14 protein-coding genes are annotated in these 23,277 nt (G+C 50.4%); 1 reads left to right on the forward strand and 13 read right to left on the reverse strand.

The window, feature by feature from the left end; translation table 11 throughout:
* Positions 1-4: 4 nt before the first annotated feature.
* The 7 genes from BMZ51_RS21800 to BMZ51_RS21830 form a co-directional block, all read right to left on the reverse strand.
* Positions 5-1,366, reverse strand: a complete 1,362-nt coding sequence (locus BMZ51_RS21800) for an aminotransferase class I/II-fold pyridoxal phosphate-dependent enzyme (RefSeq protein ID WP_068008788.1) — start codon at positions 1,364-1,366, stop codon at positions 5-7.
* Positions 1,366-8,949 carry a type I polyketide synthase gene (locus tag BMZ51_RS21805; protein ID WP_074882332.1) on the reverse strand — a complete coding sequence of 2,528 codons (7,584 nt, stop codon included), beginning with the start codon at positions 8,947-8,949 and terminating at the stop codon, positions 1,366-1,368. Before BMZ51_RS21805 ends, BMZ51_RS21800 begins: the two co-directional genes overlap by 1 nt.
* A gap of 592 nt (positions 8,950-9,541) precedes the next feature.
* A complete protein-coding gene (locus tag BMZ51_RS21810) occupies positions 9,542-11,077 on the reverse strand; it encodes a Fic family protein (RefSeq protein ID WP_068006885.1) in 1,536 nt (511 codons plus the stop codon).
* Positions 11,078-11,189: 112 nt separating this feature from the next.
* A complete protein-coding gene (gene hmgA / locus BMZ51_RS21815; RefSeq protein WP_068006887.1) occupies positions 11,190-12,554 on the reverse strand; it encodes a homogentisate 1,2-dioxygenase in 1,365 nt (454 codons plus the stop codon).
* Positions 12,555-12,999: 445 nt separating this feature from the next.
* Complete coding sequence (locus BMZ51_RS21820; protein WP_068006903.1) at positions 13,000-13,191, reverse strand: YqaE/Pmp3 family membrane protein; 192 nt, start codon at positions 13,189-13,191, stop codon at positions 13,000-13,002.
* A 573-nt stretch (positions 13,192-13,764) separates the two neighbouring features.
* A complete protein-coding gene (locus BMZ51_RS21825) occupies positions 13,765-14,109 on the reverse strand; it encodes a hypothetical protein (protein ID WP_139201452.1) in 345 nt (114 codons plus the stop codon).
* A 35-nt stretch (positions 14,110-14,144) separates the two neighbouring features.
* Positions 14,145-14,453, reverse strand: coding sequence for a hypothetical protein (locus BMZ51_RS21830; protein ID WP_068006890.1), 309 nt, complete (start codon positions 14,451-14,453; stop codon positions 14,145-14,147).
* A gap of 114 nt (positions 14,454-14,567) precedes the next feature.
* Between BMZ51_RS21830 and BMZ51_RS21835 the strand changes: the two genes are divergently transcribed.
* Complete coding sequence (locus BMZ51_RS21835; RefSeq protein ID WP_203416176.1) at positions 14,568-15,260, forward strand: helix-turn-helix transcriptional regulator; 693 nt, start codon at positions 14,568-14,570, stop codon at positions 15,258-15,260.
* 523 nt (positions 15,261-15,783) lie between these two features.
* On the opposite strand, the gene BMZ51_RS21840 is transcribed toward BMZ51_RS21835, so the two are convergent.
* From BMZ51_RS21840 to BMZ51_RS21865, 6 genes are all read right to left on the reverse strand, one after another.
* A complete protein-coding gene (locus BMZ51_RS21840) occupies positions 15,784-17,301 on the reverse strand; it encodes an aldehyde dehydrogenase (NADP(+)) (protein WP_068006895.1) in 1,518 nt (505 codons plus the stop codon).
* A gap of 136 nt (positions 17,302-17,437) precedes the next feature.
* Positions 17,438-17,938: an isoprenylcysteine carboxyl methyltransferase family protein gene (locus tag BMZ51_RS21845; RefSeq protein WP_068006897.1), complete on the reverse strand. Its 501-nt coding sequence runs from the start codon at positions 17,936-17,938 to the stop codon at positions 17,438-17,440.
* Entirely contained in the window at positions 17,931-19,052 is a 1,122-nt protein-coding gene (locus BMZ51_RS21850) for a type III polyketide synthase (protein WP_082825651.1), read from the reverse strand. Before BMZ51_RS21850 ends, BMZ51_RS21845 begins: the two co-directional genes overlap by 8 nt.
* A 445-nt stretch (positions 19,053-19,497) precedes the next feature.
* Positions 19,498-20,028, reverse strand: coding sequence for a GNAT family N-acetyltransferase (locus BMZ51_RS21855; RefSeq protein ID WP_068006898.1), 531 nt, complete (start codon positions 20,026-20,028; stop codon positions 19,498-19,500).
* Between the two features lie 131 nt (positions 20,029-20,159).
* A complete protein-coding gene (locus BMZ51_RS21860) occupies positions 20,160-21,662 on the reverse strand; it encodes an NCS1 family transporter (protein ID WP_074882334.1) in 1,503 nt (500 codons plus the stop codon).
* A gap of 395 nt (positions 21,663-22,057) precedes the next feature.
* Positions 22,058-23,149 carry an MATE family efflux transporter gene (locus BMZ51_RS21865; protein WP_208979623.1) on the reverse strand — a complete coding sequence of 364 codons (1,092 nt, stop codon included), beginning with the start codon at positions 23,147-23,149 and terminating at the stop codon, positions 22,058-22,060.
* Positions 23,150-23,277: the final 128 nt, after the last annotated feature.

Consider the following 23,277-nt stretch of genomic DNA (forward strand, 5'->3'; position numbering starts at 1 on the left):
ATCGCTAGGCTGACATAAGCTGTTGGAGAGAAACCGGCTCATTTTCGTAACTGCGTAGCTCTTCCTTGATCAGCTTGATTGCAAGGTCGATCTGATCTTTCGTATGCTCGGATGTAATGAAGAACCGAAGCCGCGCTGATTTTTCTGGTACAGCGGGGTGGATGATCGGTAAAACGTTGAGCCCGCGCTTGAGCAAGCGATCAGACAGCACAGTCGCTTTAAGTGAGTCGCCAATCATCATTGGTACGACAGCACAGCCTTGGCTAACACCCGTATCCAACCCAGCTGCTTGAGCTTGTTGGAGGAAGTAGCGGCCATTTTCCTGTGCTGCCTCCACCCGTGACGGTTCATCACGCATGGTGCGGATCGCCTGACACACGGCAGCTGCTATTGGAGGCGCGATACCCACGCTGAATACAAAGCCTGAGGCGGTAAACTTGAGGTATTCGATTAGATTGTGGCAACCCGCGATATAGCCGCCGCACCCGGCAAGTGTTTTGGAAAAGGTTCCCATCCAGATATCAACATCACGTGCATCAACCTGAAAATGCTCAGCAATCCCGCGGCCAGTCTTGCCTAATACGCCAATGGAATGTGCTTCATCGACCATGAGCCAAGCGCCAAATTTCTTCTTGATCTCGATTAGACGGGGAAGGTCCGGGTAGTCACCGTCCATCGAGTAAACGCCTTCAACGACAATTAAAGTGCGCTGGTGTTTGTGTGCACGCAGTTCAAGAATGCTCTCGAGTGCATCAAAGTCGTTGTGCTGGAAAGACTGACGAACCGCGCCTGACAGTTTGGCGCCAGTGACGATGCTATTATGGATATAGCTATCATGCACGATGAGATCGTCTGGTTGCATAAGCTGACCAATGGTTGAGACATTGGTTGCGTGTCCGCTGACGAAAGCAATAGAACTGTCTACGCCGTGCAGGTGCGCAATCCGTTCTTCGAGTTCGGTGTGGATCACGCGTTCCCCGGCGACGACACGGCTTGCGCTGGCCGAGATTCCGTAGTGATCCACTGCTGCTTTAGCGGCTGCTTGAACCTTGGGGTGGCCGTTTAAGCCCAAATAATCATAGGAGGAGAAATTAAGATAGGTTTGTCCATCAATTTGCGTCGTCGCTCCAGCGCGCCCTTCATGTGCACGGAAGAAGGGGTTGTCGATGTTTAAAAGTTCAGCTGCCGCCTTCTGCAGTCCGATCTCCTTAAACCCTGGTAGATCGGCAAACTTCGGAGCAGTTGCCCGAGCCTGTTGAGGTTTGGGCGTGGATTGTTTCGGTGCTGCATTTTTTAAACGCCGTACAGCGCTTAAAGCTATGGACCGTTCATCCGTGCTTAACTTTTTCTTGTTTGACTTTGCCATTAGTTTAAAATTCTTACGGTTTTATCGTGATGGGTGTCGAGAATGTCGCGTACAGCGGACTTTTGCGCATCATCCATGTCGTCAGCAACGTGCTGGCCTGCTAGCACGCTGTGTGAGCTATCCTCCGCCGCCATGTCTCCGTTTTCACGCTTGCGAATCTTCTGTAGAATTTGAGCAGCAAAGTCATCCAAACATGTTCCACCAGAGATGGAAACCAGCGGAATTTCCAGATTGAAACGTTTCTGAATACCCATACGCAACTCAAGGCCCATTAGCGAATCCATACCAAACTCAGCGAGCGGACGCTGGTGTGAGATATCTTCTGCGGGCAACCGAAGGATGCGTCCGATCTCAATCGCGAGAAGGTGCGCAACAATCTCATTTGCTTCAGGGTCAGTCTTGTCTTCGATGAGAGAACGGATGTCTGTGGCGCTATCACTCTCATTATCTCCGTCAGCGCGACCAACAATCTCGCGGAACAACGGTTTGCTCAAAAGTGATAGCGATTGGTGAGCTGCGGCCCATGCAAAGCGTCCAATATGCACAACTGCGTTCTGTTCAACGCCATCATCCTGTTCCACCACGCGTTTGAGGATATCAAGACCCTCGCGCGCTTTGATGGTTGCTTCGCCAAGGTGGCGTGAAAGCTTGTCTGAAACATCTGTGTTTCTTGCAAGGAACCCTACATCGCCAATGGCGCCCCAGCCAACAGCAATAGCTGGCTTACCTAACCTGCGGCGGGCTCTGGCAAGGCCTTCAAGGTACCCATTCGCAGCGACATAATGAGACTGCCCTGGATTTCCAATCATCGTTGTTGCTGAGGAGAACAAGATGAATTGTTCTAGTTCGTCCTGCCTCGTCAATTCGTCAAGCAAACTTGCGCCCTGAACCTTAGGTTCCAGAACTTTCCGGAATCGCTGCTCGTCAAGCTGTTGAATAATTCCGTCGTCGAGAACCATGGCAGCGTGTGTAATGCTTTTTATCGGTGCCGACTGACGGAGTTCGTTTAGCAACGAGTGAACAGCTGATCTGTCGGTTACATCACAACTCAGTACCGAGACAGTAACGCCTTTATCTGCAAGCGCTTCAAATAGTCTTTCATGTTGCTCGCTTACATTGGCGGAGCGGCTGGTGAGGGTGATGCGGCGGGCCCCGTTATCGGCAAGCCAGCGACAAACTTCCAAGCCAAAACCGCCAAGGCCACCAATGACGACGTGATGACCATCAGGAGAAAAGGCAAGCGACTTCCGCTCCTGTGGAACTTTTACGAGCTCTGGCTTTGGAGGGGTGATCAGAATTTTTCCAATATGACCAGAGCGCTGCATGAGCCTGAAGGCATCTTGTACGTTGCGTCCGTCAAACTGGCGGTAAGGCAATGCCTTCAAACTACCGTCTTTGATCAGCGCAAAGACATCCTCAATCAACTCACGTGCCAGCTCACTATCGTGGAGCAGAATCTGGTCCAAGTCGATCCCGAAGTAGGACACATTCCGACGGAAAGGACGCAAGCCTATCTTGGTATTCGCGTAATAATCTCGTTTTCCGAGTTCTAGGAAACGACCGAATGGACGAACGACATTGATGCTGGCTTCCATTGCTTCACCCGCGAGCGAGTTAAGCACGGCATGCACACCTTTTCCGTTCGTCAGCTCCATGACTTGATCAGGGAACTCCAGACTACGGGAATCCAGAACATGGTCTGCCCCGAGTAACCGAAGAATTTCTCGTTTTTCGTCTGAGCCAGCAGTTGCTATCGTTTTTGCGCCAATATGCTTTGCAATTTGCAACGCAGCAAGACCAACACCGCCAGCACCACCGTGGATGAGAACCCACTGATCTTCTTTGAGATCTCCAAGGTGGACGAGTGAATAATAAGCGGTCAAGAAGGCAACGGGGTAGGTCGCTGCAGCAACAAGGTCCTGGCTTTGCTCAAGCTTCGCTACCGCAAATTTTGGACATGTGACATATGATGAGTAGCCACCTGATGTAAAAGCGACCACTTTATCGCCTTCAGCAAGTCCGGCAACATTCGCGCCGACGCGCGTGACAACACCAGAGACTTCCAAGCCGAGATTCGGCCCACCATATCCATCTTCCAGCGCTTCTTCGGGAAGCATGCCAAGTGTCCACATAACATCGCGGAAATTCAAACCAGTCGCTGCAACTTGTATCTCGACATCATCCTCAGACGGGTCGACTCTTTGCTGACCTTGCCAAGTCAACTGGTTCAAAGAGCCTGCTTCAGCGAATGTTAGCTCCACATTTTCAGCAGGCTTCCAGGAAGACTGACCAAAGCCCGACTTCACACGCGAGACGACGTGATTCTTTTTTTGCTGCAGGAACTCATTCTCGTCATTTTTGTCGCCGAGAGCTTCAATAACATCAGATGCGATACTAGAGTTTTCATCATCAAGGCAAACGTCAAATGCGAGCGGTGAAAGTTCCGGCGCTTCATTTCCTAGGACCCTGGCAAATACCCATGCTGCAGTTTGGACTGGTGTAGCTAGCGTCGGATTAAGCCCACTGCCTCCTGCTGCAACAAGTGTAAGCTGACCAGCAAGACCTGGATATGCTTTGACAAGCCCAACACAGCTTACGCAGCGCTTAATCACGTGATCGACAGGGCTATCACCGGTCTCTGTCAAGCCATATAGATGCACGATTGTTTTCATGTCGGCATCTAGGAAGTCGGAGCCCACAAGAGCCTTTTTCCAGCCACTCGCCGTATACAGATCGTAGTTTTCGCTATCGGCATCCAGCAGTGTGACGTTGCAAGAGGCTAAACGTGGATCATTTTGTATTGCCTTGGCAATTTCTTGCTCGCGCTTAGCCTGACCTGCCAGAATGATCATTGCTTTATTGTCAGGTGTCGTCTCCGGATGATCTGAGATTTCCTCAGTTTCAGTTGGTTTTCCGCAGGCATGTAGAAGCAAAATGGATGTGCCATCTTTTAGAGCTTCAATGGCAACGAGCTCTTCAAAGGACTTGGCGCCAATTTCCGCTACCCAATCGTTGCTCGTCTTTAACGGGCCGACAGGGTAGTCATCTGCAATCGAGCCTGAGAACCAATCTTGCGACAAGCCAAAGGCTACGTCATGGAAGACATCTGCTGGAGGTTCGATTGCAATAAGCTGACCTCCTTCAACAAGTGCGTGCCCTAACTTGTGAAACAGATCTGGTTCGCTTTGACTTGCTGCGTGTAGAAGGCCAGAGGACACAATGATGTCGAACGGCGCGTGCTCCAGCACTGCTTCCCAAGTGTGGTTTTTGCCCTCATTACTGGTGTCGAAGACCATGATGTTTGGTTCATCCAGAACGCTGGCGGACAGGCGAGAAGCACTTTTGTGGTTGCTATCTGCAATGCAGATCTGCGTGACATGGTCCGGAAGAGACTGTTGAATATCTTTTGCCAGATTGAGACCAGAGCCACTCAAATCAAGTACCTTGAGAGGCGTATCGGTATCCCAATTGGCAAGGGAGGTTTTCAACCACTGGGAAACACATTGGCTCCGTGTTTGGGCTTCAGGTGACGAATACCAATACTGTTCCAACATAGCGCTAGAATGTTCAAAGCTACTGTCTTCAAGGCCAGCCAGTTTTAAGCAGCTCAGTACATGTTGGCGTGTGCTCGCGAGTATGGTTGCTGCTGCAATGTCTTGCGGGCTTTCTTCCAACACGCTTTCAACCAGCAAATCAAACTCTGGCAGCTCAAAGTCACTGTTAAGATCAAATAGGCCTGTCCCGCACTCGGTGACTGCTCCTGCCTCCTGCAAAATCGTCAGAAGGTTCACAAAGTACCTGCGGTTGTTGACAGGCAAATCTTCGATCGTGATCGTCTGTTCGGTATCAGCAAATAGGGAAATGATATCAAATGCTGTTCGTTGAGCAGCTGCATTCAACAGCAAATACGCTTCGCGTTCGGCTTCGTCTTCAACAGTTTGGAACTTCTTTGCAACGTAGTCTTCAATCGGAGGGAAGCTGTGGTTGAGCCTTTCGATTGGTTTTGCTGGGTCACGTTGCAATGCAGTCTCAACGCGATAAACCAGATCAGAGGGATTATCTTGTCGACCAAGCTCGGTCGCTCTGAAACGACCACCTAGAATAACTGCAATGATGTCGTCATTTTCATCAAAGATCTGGAAGTCTGCCAGAATTGAGAGATTAGACGCACGCTTGACCTGAATACGAACATATGCAGGCGAAATACCTGATTGATACTGGCGTACTTTGTCAAAGAAAATAGGTACATAAGCTTTGGGGCGGCTATTATGCGCAGTCGTCTCTTTAAACAATGAGAGCAACCCGTGGAAACAACCGTCCAGTTCAGCCGGATGAAGTCCGAAAGGAGAACACTTCTCACGCTCTTCGAGCGCTGCTAGGTGGACAATGAACGTTCCTTTGTCAACCTGCGATACATTCTGCGCCCGTTGGAAACTTGGTCCGAACTGGAGGCCGTAAGTAAGAGCTGCGTCGTAAATCTCTTCACCCGTATTGATGAGGCTGGCAGATTCAAAATCAAGTTGAATTTCTGGAGGAGCTGTTTCGAGCTTACGCACTCGCCCAACTGCGTGCAAGGTCCAGTCGTCGCCACTCAAACGCATGCGGCTGGAGATCTGAACAGTGCCTGTTTCCTCTGAGATCTCGGTTTGAACTTCCATCAGATAGTCATCGCTCAATACGAGCGCCTGCAGAATATCCATGGATTTTAGTTCAACGGATGCCGTTCCATAAAGTGATGCACCAGCAGCCAAGGCCATTTCGACGTAGCCAGCACCGGGGAAGATCATCTGGCCGTTGATCACATGATCTTCGAGGAATGGAACAGTGAAGCGGTCTAGGTGCGTTGTCCAAAGGTTGTAGTTTGCATTTGGACGCCATCCCAATAGAGGATGGTCTCCTCCTCGGAAGATGCCCATATTTGCTTCGCCACTGTTTTCGAAGCGATAAGGCTTGTTCTGCCATGGTAGGCTAGGCAACTCTACGCGTTCACTTGGGTTTTTGCCAAAGAGCTTTTCAGTATCAACTGTGATGCCTGCCACGAATGCGCGAGCAGCTAGGTTAAGGACTGGGTCGGTGTCGCCATGAGACTCGTTGGATAGACTTGCAAGCGCGGACCCTTTCCCGCCTTTTTCAGCAAGCACTTGACGTAGGTAGCTTTGCAGAATTGGCTTGGGTCCAATTTCAACAATCGTTTGAGCTCCAAGATCAATTGCCGTCGCCACAGCCTTAGAGAACAAAACGGGCCGGCGTAGATTGCGCCACCAGTAGTCATCAGTTAACTCAAGACCATCAGCAACTGCACCCGTGACTGTTGAGATGAAGGGGACATTCGTTGTGTGTGTTGCAACCGTTCCAACTGCATTCCTGAATGGGTGTTCAACGGGCTCAATCAATCGACTATGGAATGGATAGTTCAGCGAGACCTTTCGGAATGCAACATGGTTTGCACGGGCAAACTTTGCAAACCCGTCTAAGTCCTCTTTAGTCCCTGACAAACTAACGGATTTTGGACTATTTTCAGCGGCAATTTCGATGGAATCGAAACCGCTTTTTGCGATCAGTTTTTGTGCTTCATCTGCTGGTAGGACGAGAGCTGCCATCGTTCCATGGCCTGCGACAACTTCTTGTTCTGCTGAGCGGTGATAGACAAGACTTACGGCAGATTCCAGGGTCAGAGCACCTGATATATGGGCTGCCGCAACTTCACCAATACTGTGCCCAAGGACCATATCTGGTTTTAATGAGTAATCTGCCAGCGCATCACAAAGAGCCACTTGCACAGCAAATAAAAGCGGCTGCGCAACGCTTGTTTTCTTTAAACCGATCTCAAGATCTTGGTTGAAGAGCTCAGTTTTTAGGGACCAGCCAGACAGGGGTTCAAAGAGCTTGTCAATTTTTTTGAAGGTTCGTTTGAAAGTCGGGTTTGCAGCATAAGCATCGAGACCCATTCCGGCCCATTGAGCTCCGTTTCCTGAGAATGCAAATGCGCACTTTCCAGTGAATGCTGCCTTATTGGAATAAATTACGTTTGCGTTTTTTTTGCTCTCAGCAAAATCGACAAGAGCAGCCTTTAACGCATCTACATCATCTCCAACAATAATCGCCTTTTCTTGAAACCCGCGTTTCCTGTGATAACTCGCGGCGCAAACTTGCTTGACGTTGTTCGCTTTAATCACATCGTCCTGCACGTATTTTTCAGCAAGTGCCAGCAACGCTTCCTTTGTTGGTGCTGAAAGGGGCAAGCAGGAACTGGTTTCTTGGCGGTCAGCGATTTGCCGAACATTATCACTGGTGTTTTCTGGATCACGGATTATGACGTGTGCGTTTGTACCACCGAAACCAAAGGAATTGATACCAGCATATCTGGTGCCTGAATCACGAGAGAGTTCAACCCCTTTGCTGGCGACTTTAATGTTCAATGCGTCAAAGTCGATATCCGGATTTGGTTCATCAAAATGCAAGCTGGCTGGGAAATAGTCGTGTTGAAGTGCTAGGACAGACTTTGCCAATCCAACTAGGCCTGAGGCTGGTTCAAGGTGGCCTACGTTTGTTTTTACGGAACCAATCGGCAAAGGAGAACGACGCTTTTGGCCCAGTGTTCGCCCAATTGAGCCGGCTTCGGCAGGGTCGCCAACACGCGTTCCAGTGCCGTGCGCTTCGATAAACGCCAGCTGGTTAGGATCGATGTCGTGCGACTTGTAAATACGCTCGAGGAGGTTTGCCTGCTCCACATCGGATGGAAGGGACATGCCAACTGTGCGTCCATCCGAGTTTACATCAACGGCAACAATATCTGCATGCGAGCGCTGGCCTTTCCAGCGAGGCGCATCTTTTCTACGGATGACAAGTGCGACCCCACCTTCTGAGCGCACATAACCATTTCCTTTGGCGTCAAAGGCCTTACATTGCCCATCTGACGAAAGCATTGTCGCTTGCGCGAAGCCAACAAAAGGAAAGGGGCTTGCCAGCACGTTGACGCCTGCGACGATCGCGCAATCAATTCTTCCAGAGTTTAAGGCGCGGTATGCCTCATGGAGCGCGACTAAGGATGACGAACAAGCCGTATCGACTGTGAAGCTCGGCCCTTTGAAGTCATAAATGTAAGAGAGGCGGTTTGAAATAATGGAAAGCGTATTGCCAGTCATAAAGTGACCGGTTGCAACGTTAGGATCAAATAAGCTTTCATTGGCATAGTCAAGGGCAGACGCACCCACGTAAACACCCACTTGGTCACCGGCCAGGACATCAGGTGAAATGCCTGCGTCTTCAATAGCTTCCCAGGTAAGTTGCAACAAAATTCGCTGCTGCGGATCCATTTGCTCCGCTTCCCTCGGAGAGATTCCGAAAGCTGTTGGGTCGAAATCCCAAAGGTTTTCCAAAACACCGGCCTTAAACGTATAGGCTTTACCCGGTTCGGAAATGCGAGGGTGAAGGTATCTGAAGTGCGACCAGCGGTCCGAGGGAATCTTCGAAATACTGTTCTGTTCAGAACGCAATAAGTGCCATAATGCTTCCTTATTTGAAGCTCCCGGTACCCGAACAGATAAACCTACAATTTCCAACACGCAGCAAAGCCCATTCATTTATAAGACACCACCCCAATTCATGATGTCAGCAGTAAAAGTTAGTGTTGAGTATATTACCTTGCTGCGATTGGGGTTCCAAAAAAAGCCACATCAACAGATATTTTATTAATAAGAGACTAATTACGGGATCTTAGAGGTGTAAAATTGATTAGTTTCCTTGAGTTTTCATGGTGCAAATAATTATATTCTGAGCTTATTGAATTGCAGCTTTTTATTGACCTTCGAGATCTTATCCAAGATTCGTTATTACGTATTTTCTCAAGAATGCATGTGTGTGTTATTTCGATAACAACTAGGGTTTACATAATATCGATCAAAATTTATATTTGTATCTGGTGTTTGTTTTAGCGAATATGTTCCTTCAAGTAAGTAGTTCAATTTTTATTATTTAAATATTTAAAGTATATATGTCCCAATTGATTTGTTGCTATCACAAGTAGTATGTGGCGAATTACACGAGGCGATTCCTTGCTATCTTAATGTAATCTTATTTTGTTAATGCGTTCGGCAGTTTATAAAACGCCGATGAGGTTCGTTAGATACTGCAGACTTATCTCAAGATTATTTGGCGGACCCTTATTGATTTGGCTTATATTTTTTCATCAAAGCACCTCGTATATATATTTTCGACTAGCTCTTTTTCTTCTAGCGTAAGTGCAGCAAATTCTTTGGATTTGGCGCGTTCAGAGAGCTTTCCATTGTTTTGGTTTAAGAATCGGAAGAGGAGATCTGCAAGACGGGCCGGCATATCTACGACTTCGTTGAGTTCACGTTGAAAGCGATCATGGCTCTGTAAGAAGCGGGCCTCTTCGGGCAGATCGTGTTCAACTGTTTGCATTACGCAAGCGTAAAGAAACTGGGCATGAGCCGTTGCATCAAAGAAACGATAGAAGTCAGCGGTGTCATTGGTTACCGTTAGATTGCCTTGCTGTGTAGGCTGCCAGTCAACTTTACCGAGCAAACGCGTAGAATAGTCCTCCAAAACCTGCCTGTAGTCGTCGATCCGTTCCAAAATAACGGAGGACACAGGAAACACGACCCCGGCTGGATTGAAGCCACGCTGTGCAAGGACATGATGGAACAAGTAACGGTGCAGCCTACCATTTCCGTCTTCAAAGGGGTGCACATACACAAAACCAAAAGCGAGGACAGCTGCTGCGAGAACGGGATCCAAGTGTTTTGCATGGTCTTGCGCAAAGTCAATCATGCCTTTCATGAGGCTTGATAAATCCTCCGGCTTTGCACTGATGTGGTCCGGAACGGGCATATGGCTTTCGCGGTCATGTATGCCGACAAAGCCGCCTTCTTCGCGGAATCCCAGTTGCACGAAGCGATCATCCCCAATGACGATGCGCTGGAGACGAAGAAACTCTTCAATGCTGAGCGGCGTTTTGCCCGACTCCGCAATTGCGCGGCCCCATCGTTGAATGCGGTCATGGGCAGGTCGTTCGCCCTCTATTTCGAAACTCGACTTGCTGTCTTTGAGCAGGAGAAAGGCTGCGGTGCGTGCAAGCAGGTCTTTTGGTACGGAGGCGGCAGCTTCCATGGCCTTTTGCTGGAGGTTTGCTTGCTGAAAAACCTCCAACTCCTTCCTGCGGAAGATGAGAGGGCAAAAGAGCGGAGTACCTGGTAGGTTGTTGCGAACACGGTGGCGCGGTGAGGCGATGGGAGTTCCGCCGTACTGTTTTGCCGTATCCAGTGCGTCGACATAGGCGCCAGTTTCGACCGCTGGTAAATCAAGCAAGTCATTCGTAAGCCATTCATATAAAAACCAAATCCGGCGGGAGTAGCGACCCGTTGGACGTGACTTCACCATTTCCTCAATTGGTTTTGGGCCACAGGCAAGGAAGAGCCGCTTCAATACTGCAAGGTCCAACCCCTCATTTTTTAACGCAAAGGTGAGGTGCCCAAGCAGTGTCGGTTCTGGGGCGTGGCGGGGGGTGAGAATATGCCAGCCGTCTTTTTCGATGATCTTGTGACGGTCTCCGATTGCGTATAAAGTGTGCGGGATGGGGACACGAAGGTCATAGGCATCAATTAGCGCGGCATACCCAGCGGGAGTCGCAGGCACTGGGAGCCAGCTTTCGCGAAAAACTGTTACGGCCTGTGAAAAAGTCTTACTCATGCACTAACTCCGTGAAAAACTGTTACACAAAATAGCGCATTGCTTCACTAATGTGAATACCTGTAATTTCTGGCGTTACATATGAAAATTCGACATATGCCGTGAAAAACCGTTATTTCACACCGGGTGTGCCATCAAACTTGCGGTTGAGGCCGGCCCAGCAGTCTGCATAGTCGTCTTGAAGAGGCGCATCTTTACCTGCAAATTCAGTAAGTTGTTGTGGGAAGCGAGTCTCGAACATAAAGCTCATCGTGTCTTCAAGCTTTAACGGGTCCCAACTGCTGTAGGAGGCTTTCTCAAAGGCGTCCTTATCTGGTCCGTGAGGCAACATGCAGTTGTGAAGGCTGATGCCGCCGGGCACAAAACCTTGTGGTTTGGCATCATATTGACCGCATATATTGCCCATCAGCTCGGACATGATGTTTTTGTGGTACCACGGTGGCCTGAAGGTATTTTCCTGTGGGAGCCAGCGGGGCGGGAAGATGACGAAGTCGATATTGGCCGTCCCCTCTTCGGCGCTGGGGGCGGTGAGTACGGTAAATATGGATGGGTCAGGATGGTCGAAACTGATGGCGCCGACCGGGGAGAAGTGGCGTAGGTCGTACTTGTAGGGTGTGTAATTTCCATGCCAGGCAACCACATCCAAAGGGGAGTGGTTGATCGTTGTTTTGTGAAACTCTCCGCACCACTTTACCGTGACGTGCCGGGGCTTTTCTATATCTTCAAAATGGGCGACGGGTGTTTTGAAATCTCTAGGGTTTGCAAGGCAGTTAGCGCCTATTGGCCCACGGTGTGGTAACGTGAACTTTGCACCATAATTTTCGCAAATGAACCCTCTGGCCGTTCCGTCTGGCAGGCTCACTTGAAACAGGATGCCGCGTGGAATAATGCAGATTTCGAGTGGTTCCAGATCAATAATTCCTAGCTCAGTTGTGATTTTCAACCGTCCAAGTTGGGGGACAACGAGCAGTTCGCCATCGGCGCTATAAAAGAAATCCTCCACCATATCGGAGTTGGCAAGGTAGACGTGGGTGGCCATTCCCATCTGGAGGGTGACGTCTCCAGCTGTTGTCATGGTGCGGATTCCGTCGATGAAGGTGAGTTGTTGGTTGTCAGGGAAGGGAACCGGGTCCCAGCGATATTGGCCGAGTGAGATTATATCGCGGATGATGTTTGGTGCGGACTTCCAATAGGGTAGTGATATTTTCTCTAGTCTGTTCAGATGCTTAACAGATGGCCGGATGCGATATAGCCAGGAGCGTTCGAGCGTTTTGTTGGGCGCGGTAAAAGGTGAACCGGAAAGTTGTTCGGCGTATAGTCCATATTCCACGCGTTGTGGAGAGTTGCGCCCCTGGGGGAGCGCGCCTTTTAACGCTTCGGTTTCAAAGTCATTTCCAAACCCTGGCATGTACCCAGCTGTCGTCCCATAATGGCTGTCATGCGAGGTGGCCGTGGGTTGGTCATCTGACTTTTTCATCTCTTACTCCAACGCGTTAGCTGTGGACTTTAATTGCTGGCTCATCGAGTTGATCTGTCTGATCAGCACTATCAGAGCACAAAATTGCAAGCTCAGAACCAGCTCTATCTGAGGGGACAATCTATTTTATGATTATTGCTGGAAGAAGGTGACGTCGTGCGCTCGTTTGCGTTGCTATGTTTATAGGGTCTTTTTAAGTGACCTGTCAGATTGATAAAAACATAATAATATCAACCGCCTAAATCATTTTTATATGATCAGACGTAGCTACCGTTTTTTTGCGCGGTTTTGCGTTTTTTAAAATGGCTTGGCAGAGCCACACAAACACTTGCCGATCTGCTGTTGATCTGATGGCAGCCGCCAGGCTGATGGCCTGAGCCCAAGACACTTTAAAAGGGAGCAGGCCGTCTCGTTTTCATTGCATAGCCGGCTTAACCGGAAGCCTTCAGCTGGAGCGATGCATGTTTTTGATCTTTTCATCGGTCCTGTACTGCCCCAGAGCATACACAGCCCAAATTGCAGCTGGTAGCCAGCCAATCAGCGTGAGCTGAAGCAAAAGACAGAAGATCCCCTGAAACGGACGGTTGATTGTGAAGAACACAACAAATGGAAGTAGGATCGCTATGATCAAACGCATGAAGACAATCTCCCGATTAATAAAATCTCTCTTACTAAACACCATCTCGTGTGGTTTTGAGGGCTATGTGCTGAAAACCACCCGGCATGATGTGAGAACCCTGAGTCTCAACGCTGAGGTATGGCGCAGTTGTTTCACTTAAAGCAAGTGATTTACGCAAAGTCAGTAAAGTGAGCCAGCAGCTTTGCTGGTGAAAGTCGTACCTGATATCACCCTACGAGGCCTGTGCGTTGTTAAATGACTGCAACGGACTCTTTTGGTGTGAAACTGTTGCAACAACCTGCCCACTGTTTAACTGACTAAAGCCTATTGATCAAAAATTGTATCGTTGGGGGCGGTCAAGGCCAACGCATGAGTTCGGCTCCAGATGAACAGTTATGACGTCCGCCCGTTTTAGTGAAAGGTTGTTTTGAAAAAGGAGAAAGGATCACCGCATCATACACGAGAGAGTATAGGCCAGTGTTCGCGATAAGGTTGACCGGAAGCAAGCGGCGGGCCTAGCACGATCAAACTTCTAAGTTGTGCTGGGAGTTGGCCTGGGTGGAAGGGCGCGTCCGGCCCAGGCCGGGTCTATCATACAATAAGGCGCCGTCCCTTGATGGTCTGGGACAACCACCCAATAGCTGCTCCGAAAACGACAGCCATCACGAGAATTGGGACAAGAAGGTCCGACTGACCATGTATGAAGACAAACTCAATCAACCAAGGGATATTGAAGAGCAGACACAATCCAATGCTCTTGATGATTGGATGCACCGGTAAATCCGCTGAGGTATGGATCGCCCAACCGACCATTGTCCAGACTGCAATTGCACTGGCCAAATCAGCGGGTTTGACTGGCCCGGACAAAACAAAAACAACGCAATCCAGTAATCCGGCCAACACTCCAATTGCTATCCCCTCCAGGTGAAGTCTCATTTTAAACCCTTTCATCATGTTGTGGAGGAGAGGTGCTATTCGTAGGTCTTCAACGACTGACACACTTCGAATTCTTCATCGGTCATGTCCATTACCGAAAAAAATGCATGGCAAATTTCTGAGGTTTTTTCTTTTTCGATTACGACGTCCATGTCATTGGCGCTTCGGAACTTGACGACATCTAGATAAGTCCCGTCGGGTTTACGGACGAGTTCACGACGTAGAATGCCGGGTTGCTTTGAGGCGAAGCCAACCTCAAAGGCATCGGAGGCTGTGAGCAGGTCTTTCTCGGTTTTGCCCTTTGCGAGCTTAATTTGCGCAATAACGGTAATAGGTGCAGTCATTGTATGCTTTCCTTTCATAGTGAATATGAGAGTTTTATTGATAAATAAGACAATTTATGTCCTATTTATTTGATGGCACGTTCGACGACCCTGAGCCGGCTGGACCGGCTTGAGATGATTACAGCACTAGCAAAATCCGGTGAGCCTCTGACAATTGGCGACATCGCGATGGAACTGGGCGTAAGTTCGCGTACGGCTTCACGAGACATCGAAATTCTGCGCGACAGAGGCCTACCTATCGAGGCTGATCGTGGACGAGGTGGGGGTGTGCGGCTGCAACGAAACTGGGGTGTTGGCAGGTTAAGTCTCAACTACACCGAAGCAGTTGATTTGTTGATCAGCCTTGCCGCTGCTGAGCAAAGCGGTTCGCCGTTGTTTATGGCGCAACTTGGCGGCGTTCGCAGAAAGCTCGTTGCATCATTTTCCCCCGCGATGGCGTTCAAAATAAACGACATAAAGTCGCGTATCCGGATTGGAAAATCCGCACCCGCACATCTTCTGTCACAGTATAGGGCGCCCGCGGTCGAAATCGTTGGCACGTTGCATCAAGCTTTTCTTGATAGAAGCGCGATTTCAATCACTTACACAACTGTCGCGGGTGAAGAGAGCCAGCGAATTATTGAGCCGCACTACCTCTTACTATCTAGCCCTATCTGGTATGTACTTGCCTGGGATGAGTTGAGACAGGATGTTCGAACTTTCCGTTGCGATCGCATTACTTCACTTGTCACAGCCCCAGACCGCACTTTCCGACTGCGAGCCATTGGTGATTTCCAAACCTCTCTTGAAGGAATAGATAACATCTGACGAATGCACTTTCCCAGTAGCCAAGGCGCTGGTCAAAACAGGTGATCACCGATATGCCTGGCTCTTATGGGGCGACTAAATGCAAGGACATGCCAGCGGTCGAGCATCGCTCCCATAAAGGCTTCGAACAACCTCAAAGAGAACTCATTTTTACCGTTGCGAAAGCAAGAGAGAGCTATGCAGAGGTTTAATTTGCCGCGATAGCTGCAAGGGTTTGTGGCTGTCTTCTACGGCCAGTGCAATCTCTTCGGTCGGCGTTGCAATAAACGTTCTTCAATCAACACTCAGCATCATCGAGTTATTGCTTTTTTTCAAAGGCTAATGGTTGCCATGCCTGCTTTATGAAGGGAGCACAGTTTGATTTTTACGATCAGTTCCAACTTAATGTAGCAACACCATCAACATTGAGGGGCATGAACTGGAAGAGCACGCAATGCTCTCAGGTTCATGCCCCTCAATGGGTGTGGCTCTAGCAGCCCATGATGTGGTTTACAAATAGGTCTGTCTTTTGGGCAAAGGGTGTTTACGCCATTTCGTTGGCTTCAAGGCCTTGAACCAGCTCAAGCGGGATATCCTGATAGCAAACCGGGCGCAGGAAGCGGCGTATTGCCATGGTGCCAACTGCGGTGGCACCAAAGTTGGTTGATGCAGGGTAAGGGCCACCATGAACCATAGAATCGCAAGGTTCCACGCCGGTTGAGAAGCCGTTTGCCAAAACGCGGCCTGCCTTGCGTTCCAGCAGCGGCATCAGTTTGCGCGCTTGTGGGTGGTCAGCTGCATCAATATGGATCGTACAGGTGAGCTGGCCTTCTATGGTGCGCGCCACGTCTTGCATTTGCTCGCTGCTCTTAAGCTTCACGATAATGCCCAGTGGGCCAAAAACCTCTTCCTGAAGCTCTTTGTTTTCAAGCCAGCTTTCAGCATCAGTCACAAACAGGAACGGTTTAGCACTGCGACTTGCACATGGAGTGCCGACCAGTTCATCCACACCTGCACTGCTGGCGATTTTTTCAGCTCCACTCCGATAGGCAGCGGCAATACCGTCTGTCAGCATTGGTTGTTCGTTTGCAGCTTCCAAAGCTTTTTTCGCTTTGGCGATAAAGGCATCTGCCTGCGCACCTTCAACCAGCAAAACCACACCCGGATTGGTGCAGAACTGTCCAGCGCCCATACACAGGGAGCTTGCCCAGCCAGCCGCAATTGCTTCGCCGCGGTTGGCAAGCGCATGTTCGAAGATGAAGTTTGGATTGACGGAACCAAGCTCACCAAAGAACGGGATCGGCTCAGGGCGTGTGGCACACAGGTCAAACAAAGCGCGGCCACCGGCAAGGGAGCCAGTAAACCCAACAGCTCTGATGAGTGGGTGCTGAACCAATGCTGTCCCAACTTCGTGACTTCCTCCTTGCACCAGTGAAAATACACCTGGATGCAAGCGGCAGGTCTTGATTGCTGCATCGATGGCCTGGGCGATGATTTCTGCGGTGCCTGGGTGGGCTTCATGGCCCTTTACAACAACGGGGCAACCAGCTGCCAGCGCAGAGGCGGTGTCTCCGCCAGCGGTCGAGAAGGCAAGCGGAAAGTTTGAAGCGCCGAAGACGGCAACCGGACCAAGTGGGCGTTGGCTCAGGCGCAGGTCGGGGCGCGGCAGTGGTGCACGATCTGGCAGGGCCGCATCATGGCTAAGGTCAAGATAGCTGCCTTTTTCGATGTGATCTGCAAACAGGCGAAGCTGCCCAACAGTGCGACCACGCTCTCCAATTAGGCGCATTTCCGGTAAGCCGGTTTCAGCACACCCGATAGAGGTAATTTCCTCGCCGCGGGCATCAATTTCGCTGGCGATTTCGCGCAGGAATTGGGCGCGATCTGCGCGGCTGGTCCAGCCGAAGCTCAAAAAGGCATCTTCTGCGCCTTGTACAGCGCGCTCAACAAAATCAGTGTTGCCGCAGGAGTAGCTTTGAGCGCTACCAGAAAACGGGGATGACTGGAACTTTTGGGTGTTCTCGACCCATTCACCGGCAATGAGATGGCAACCGTTTAGCATTGTTTTCCTCGGCACATGAATTGTGTAGCTGACCCAGCGGTGCTTGTGTTTAGCCCGCAGTGATTGTGAGGTCGTGATATATTAATATCTCACAGGAGGTTCAAGCTGATAAGTGTATTTTGTGCAACGCTCTTTTCTATCTCGTGCCCGTTAGCGCTTCATCTTCTACGCGGATACGCAGTGCAAGCATGGCTCCGTTCAATCCTGAGTAGAGGAAGGCAAGAGGGAAAAGCCCGAGGACCATGGGGGCTGTAAAAATTTCCAGAGCGACCAGCAGATAGTTTGGGTGGCGCATAAATGCAAAAGGACCCGTGCTGATAAGCGGTGTCTTGGTTACGATAATACGCGTGGTCCAACGCCCGCCGAGTGAAAACAGAATCCAGCCGCGAAACACTTGCAGCACGGCAAACACAAGAAGCCACGGTATTGAGATGGGTTGATGATAGCCAAGGCCAACAAGGGCGATAATCCAGGATACATGAAGACTGATGATCAGCGGATAGTGAGCCGCGCCCACCTCATGCGCTCCCTTTGCAAGCAAGCGCTGAGTGTTTCTGCGCGCAAGAATGAGCTCGAACACGCGTTGTAAGATTATAAAAGCCAGAAAGAGCAGTGCGGGGAGCGAAGCGTCAGGCATTGGTCACCACCTCTGGTTTGTGGGTATGTGTTGTGGTGTGGCGTCTGGTTGTTTCATTTGAAAGAATGCAAACACTTTGAAAAGATGCTGTAAAACCGGGCCCAAGTGCGCACATTACCAAGGTGCCTGATGTGCTTTGCTCCAACACGCGTTCCAAAACAAACAGCACTGTGGGCGCAGACATATTGCCAAATTCCTGAAGGATCTCGCGCTCAACCTCCAGCGTATTTGCGTCCAGCCCCAAAGCACCTTCCAGAGCCTGAACGACTTTAGCGCCGCCGGGGTGACAGACAAAGCGATCTACATCGTGCTTGGCCAGCCCCAAGGCTTTAAGAGCGCGCGTGCTCACATCATGAAAGTGCTTAGCTGCAAACTCGGGGATCGAGCGGTCAAACACCACGCCAAGGCCGTGTTCCTCTACATTCCAGCCCATAATGTTGAGCGTATCAGGCCACATCTCTTGATGTCCTGCCCCAAGTTCAAGGAGTTGCTGGGGTTTTTCTGGTGCATTGGTGGAAACACAAGCGGCGGCGGCCCCGTCTCCAAACAAAACGGTGGCGATAATGTCAGCTTTGGTGAGCCGGTCATTGCGAAAAGAGAGTGTGCAACCTTCCAGTGTGACGATGAGTATGGTGCTGCCCGGTGTCGCGCGTGCCAGTTGACGTGCGATCTCTAAACCAGAAACTCCGCCAGCGCAGCCAAGGCCAAACACCGGAACGCGTTTGATGTCTGCGCGAAATCCCATTTGCCGCCATGCGCGCGCTTCCAGTGTTGGGGTGGCGATCCCGGTTGAGGAAACCGTGACCACGCAGTCAATCTCATTGGCGCGCAGGCCTGCTTTTACCAGCGCTTTGCGCGCTGCGGTGACGAATAAGTCAGTTGCACCGCGCAGGTAAGCCTCGTTTCGGCTCTTCCAGTCTTGTGGCTCCAAAAACCACTCTAACGGAACAAAGGAGTTTCTTTTATTTACCCCAGCGCGAAGGAACGTTCCGGCCATGCGCTCAAACTGCGCAAATTTCGGCCCCAGAATTCTGCGGGCATACTCCAGCACAAGGGTCTGTGGCAATTCGTAGGGCGGCACCGCTGTTGCAAGGCCGGTCAAATAAACAGGCATTAGTACTCCAACCTTGCTTTCACTCTTGCCAGATCATGCATGAATAACGTTATAGGCTTTGTCCAACTTGCTGAAAATCCAGTGTTTTTTGGGGTTGTTTTGGTGGGGTAAAAACACGTAATCAAAACCCTATTGGAGGGCTGGCTAGCGCATTGTCGGTTATGTTTTATTCAGGAAAGTCACGAAGATATGGGCAGTGAGGGCGGGAATTCGACAGGAAGCGCCAGTGGTATGCTTGCATATAGGCAGCAGCGGATTAACTTGTGAAAATTGAGGGGGAACCAGTCGCTTTGGACATGACGTATAGTCTGCCCGAGGTCCTGTTTTGTGTGCGGGTCCATCTTATTTTTCTTTCTTCTTGGAAGAAAGCTTATACACCTGAAAGTGGTAGAGATCGTCTGTAGTCGTGCGGGTTCGAAGTAATACGAGCCGCATTAGTGCTGGCTTAGAGCGGCAGCACAAAGTGAAGCAATGTCAACGGCACGTTGTTCAGCTTCACGGTTTTTGTAGCAGCTTCATCCTGCTTAAAACCACAAGTTTGCAACACGGTGGAAGAGGCAGGGTTGTTGTCTGCTGCAAAGGCGACAAGCTGTGTTAATACGGGATCTTCACGCGCTTGCTTTGCAAGTGCCAGTACCGCTGCTTTTGCGTAACCTTTGCCCAGATGTTGCTCTCCCACACGGTATCCAAGTTCGGCGCTATTGTAAGGCTCTTTGCCAAGCCCGCGCAGGTTGATCCGACCCACCAGCTGTTGGTGCTGGTTGCGGATCAGGTAGAACCGGTCAGGGTCAGCGACAAGGCCTTGAATGATGAGCTTAAGGGGCTCTTGCGCAAAATATCCCGGGTTGCGGGCAGGGACCCATTTTTCAAAGAAGACGCGGTTACTGGTCTCAAACTCCAAAAGCTCAGGCCAGTCAGCCTCACTTGCTTCATGAAGGAAAACAGTTGGTAGGGCAAGGTGTGAAGGAGCACTCATGAAACCGCTAACTTAAATTACTGAAGTAAAATTTTAGCTGGCAACCCAAAAAGAAACAACCCCTCGCGCGAGCTCTGCATATGCGGACCAAGTGCACGGCAAGGAGTTGTCGGTGTTATTGCAAGAAAGTGCTAGAGATCTTCGCGGGAAAGAGCGTTGTTTGGAATGCTCGCACAATCCATTTTCAACATGCCCTGACCTTCCAGATACACCCAGTTGCGGTTGACGCTGGTTGCCAGATACTTTCCGTCATCCAGATGCTCAAGCTCATCCTGTTTGAACTTTGGCAAGATCCACGTTTTCATGAGCACGAAGTACAGCGCGAATGCGGCGAAGAAGCCCACAAAGTAAGACCACTCAATGGCGTAGATTGCCAAGGCGCCACCAACGGCCCAGGCAATCAAACCAGCCGGGTTACAGCCAGCAATGTAGGCGAACTGGCCTTCTTCCTTGTACAGCTCAGGCACATTGAGACGGCGCTTACGGATCATGAAGTAATCGCAAATCATGATGCCACCAAGGGAGGCGAGCATGGCACCATACAGACCCAGATAGGTGAACAGGTGGTCGAGGATCAGCCACGGCATTGCCAGTGTGCCAACAATCGCCGCCAGCACCAGGCCCATTGCGTAGGAAATCCACGGAGCGCCAGCGTTCACGAAGGTCAGCGCAGCTGGAATAAGGTTTGCACTGGTGTTTGTAGACCACTGCGCCAGCACCACCATAACAAGCAGAACAACAAGCGTGATGCCTGTACCCTGACCTTGAATAACTGTAATCGGGTTCCAATCACCAGCAGCGATAAAGGAAACAGCGCCGATCAGCGCGATCCAGCTTTGCACCACAGGCAGCGCTACAAACTGGGCAAGAAACACGTTCTTGTTGCGTTTGAAGAAGCTCTTTGTGCCCGCTTCAACACGCAGGAACCGGGTGATGTTCGGGATATCAACTGCCAGGGAAGACCAAAAGGCCATATTGGCAACAAACAGTGCCATGACGGAGATTTCTGCATCGCCTGCAAAGGTCCAGATGTCCTTGCCGCTCGCCGTGGCTAGACCGTCAAGAGTAAAGTACATCCACAGCGATATGGCAATGATTGCAGGCGCTGCAATCTTCGCAAGCCGCTCAACAGCGCGAATGCCCATCGCCGTATTGCCAACCTGAAGCACCGCAAAGCCGACATACCACACAATCCAGTTATCAAAACCGGTGAGGTACGCGAATATGCCGTTTAATGCCAGCGCGCCAAGGTAGGTTTGAATGCCGAACCAGATCGCCGCTACGATCCCGCGAGTAATAGAAGGGATGTGTGTGCCCACGGTTCCGAAGGGCGCGCGCAGGTAAACTGCAAAGGAAATGCCGTGCTCTGTGCCAATATCCGCCGTCAACGCCATGACGAGGCCCAAAAGAAGGTTGGCGAAAAAGATTGTCGCGATCACGGTTGGCAGCGGCAAACCGGCAACGCCGCCAGCGCCAAGTTGGAACGTGGCGATGATCACCGCCATTGAGATCCAAAGCCCGATGTATCCACGATTGGAAATGGCACGTTGTTTAAGCCAGACGGGAAGGATGGCTGGCTCCATCAGACGTGAGTGTCCGCGTGAAGTCTCATCCATAACTTGGGTTTGCGCCATGTTCTAGATCCTGGTGTTTATCTAAATTTTTGAGACATTAAATCTTAGCAGGGCGCACGTATGTGCGTGCGTAAACAGCACCCACAGTAAAACCAGGTAATGGAGAGGCCGTTTACCGGTCGTCACATTACATGCACTGTGAAGCTGAAGACAGCCTGATGAGATTGTTCTGCTAAAGTCGGCTAAATAACCTCAAAATATGTAATACGCAAGTAGGCTCGTGAAAATTTTACTCGAAACTTCAAAAAAATATTAGGGGCGGTCCAGCTGTAAGGGACGAATACCACTCCAGACTGTATTTTTTGATCAAGTGGTCAAAGTATTTCCTGTTTTAAAACTTAGCTTTAAGCTAGTGACTTCTCTTCAACACTAACCACCGCCTCACCTGAACGCTCTCACTGAGCCGTGGTCGTGGTTACTCCTTGTGTATGTTGATCACGGATGCACGCGGAGAGCCTTATGGCAAACAGCACGCCAAGGCCAAGCTCAAAGGTGCTCAGCGAAATCCATATCATCTCAAGAGCGCCATCTTTCACGCTCCAGTTATAGGCAATCAGATATGCGAGAGGAACGCTGCCACACCACATGGTCACAATTCTGGTTTTGAAGACAAATGTATTTTGCTGAAAGCTTTGCAGTAGGCCGCTTGCAATAAATGAAACAGCAAATGCGACTGCATAACACCAGATGTAAGAGGTGACGGAGATTGAAAGCTCGAAAATATCGGGACCATACTGCCCCAGAGAAAAGAACGAGGTGATCTCCCGGTCAAACGTTTGAAGCAACACAGTTACGACTGCCACATAAGAAAGGGCAACCAACAACGAAGAGGCCGCGATCTTTACAATGCGCTCATGCTGGTTCTGTCCGATGGCCTGGGAGGCCAGAATTGTCGCTCCATTGGCAATTCCGATGACGGGAATGATGCCGATGTAATTGAGAATAACATTGAAGTTATTGGCCGCCAGCGCTGTGGCACCGATGATGGAGATCGCCCAGAGAATTGCCGTGTTGCCAATCTCGTCTGCGCTGTCATGTGCACCCAGCGGAAGACCGCGTTTGAAAAGGCTGACCACACGAACGGCCTTGCGCGATTTACCCAGCAGCGCTTTTACCTCGTTAAGAGCGGCCATGCGCAGCGCTTGGGGGGTGTGAATGAGGTAGACCAGTAGGACCGTCAGTGACCCGAGCGCTGTACCAATGGCTGAACCTGCCATGCCAAGCTCAGGAAAACCATAATAGCCAAAGACGAGCAGATAGGTCATCGGCATGGAGACCAGCTGGCCCGCAAGGCTGGCCCTAAAAATTAGGCGCGTGTTGCCGGTAGCGCCAAAATAACAACTTGCCGCGCTATCAAGGATCATCATGGAACCAAACACCATGGCCCAGCTGAGATACACATTTTCAAGCGCGACCACTTCGGCTGAACGAGCACTGAAGTGTGACAGGTTCATCAGCACGGGCAGTGTGATGATGAGGCCAAGCACACACAGAACTGCAACGGCAAACAGCCTGCCACCGGCGGTGTTGCAATATTCCGGCTTTAGAGCGTATTGCTTCGGGAGTTTTCATCAGCCAAGATTTTTTCATGCCCTTCAAACACAACGCTGCTCGC

The organism is Pseudovibrio axinellae (assembly GCF_900110875.1).
GTDB lineage: Bacteria > Pseudomonadota > Alphaproteobacteria > Rhizobiales > Stappiaceae > Pseudovibrio > Pseudovibrio axinellae.

Excerpts from the sequence above, each read along its gene's own strand:
- BMZ51_RS21800 (WP_068008788.1), bottom strand. The coding sequence starts at position 1,366 with ATGGCAAAGTCAAACAAGAAAAAGTTAAGCACGGATGAACGGTCCATA.
- BMZ51_RS21805 (WP_074882332.1), bottom strand. The coding sequence starts at position 8,949 with ATGAATGGGCTTTGCTGCGTGTTGGAAATTGTAGGTTTATCTGTTCGG.
- BMZ51_RS21810 (WP_068006885.1), bottom strand. The coding sequence starts at position 11,077 with ATGAGTAAGACTTTTTCACAGGCCGTAACAGTTTTTCGCGAAAGCTGG.
- hmgA (WP_068006887.1), bottom strand. The coding sequence starts at position 12,554 with ATGAAAAAGTCAGATGACCAACCCACGGCCACCTCGCATGACAGCCAT.
- BMZ51_RS21820 (WP_068006903.1), bottom strand. The coding sequence starts at position 13,191 with ATGCGTTTGATCATAGCGATCCTACTTCCATTTGTTGTGTTCTTCACA.
- BMZ51_RS21825 (WP_139201452.1), bottom strand. The coding sequence starts at position 14,109 with ATGAGACTTCACCTGGAGGGGATAGCAATTGGAGTGTTGGCCGGATTA.
- BMZ51_RS21830 (WP_068006890.1), bottom strand. The coding sequence starts at position 14,453 with ATGACTGCACCTATTACCGTTATTGCGCAAATTAAGCTCGCAAAGGGC.
- BMZ51_RS21835 (WP_203416176.1), top strand. The coding sequence starts at position 14,568 with ATGATTACAGCACTAGCAAAATCCGGTGAGCCTCTGACAATTGGCGAC.
- BMZ51_RS21840 (WP_068006895.1), bottom strand. The coding sequence starts at position 17,301 with ATGCTAAACGGTTGCCATCTCATTGCCGGTGAATGGGTCGAGAACACC.
- BMZ51_RS21845 (WP_068006897.1), bottom strand. The coding sequence starts at position 17,938 with ATGCCTGACGCTTCGCTCCCCGCACTGCTCTTTCTGGCTTTTATAATC.
- BMZ51_RS21850 (WP_082825651.1), bottom strand. The coding sequence starts at position 19,052 with ATGCCTGTTTATTTGACCGGCCTTGCAACAGCGGTGCCGCCCTACGAA.
- BMZ51_RS21855 (WP_068006898.1), bottom strand. The coding sequence starts at position 20,028 with ATGAGTGCTCCTTCACACCTTGCCCTACCAACTGTTTTCCTTCATGAA.
- BMZ51_RS21860 (WP_074882334.1), bottom strand. The coding sequence starts at position 21,662 with ATGGCGCAAACCCAAGTTATGGATGAGACTTCACGCGGACACTCACGT.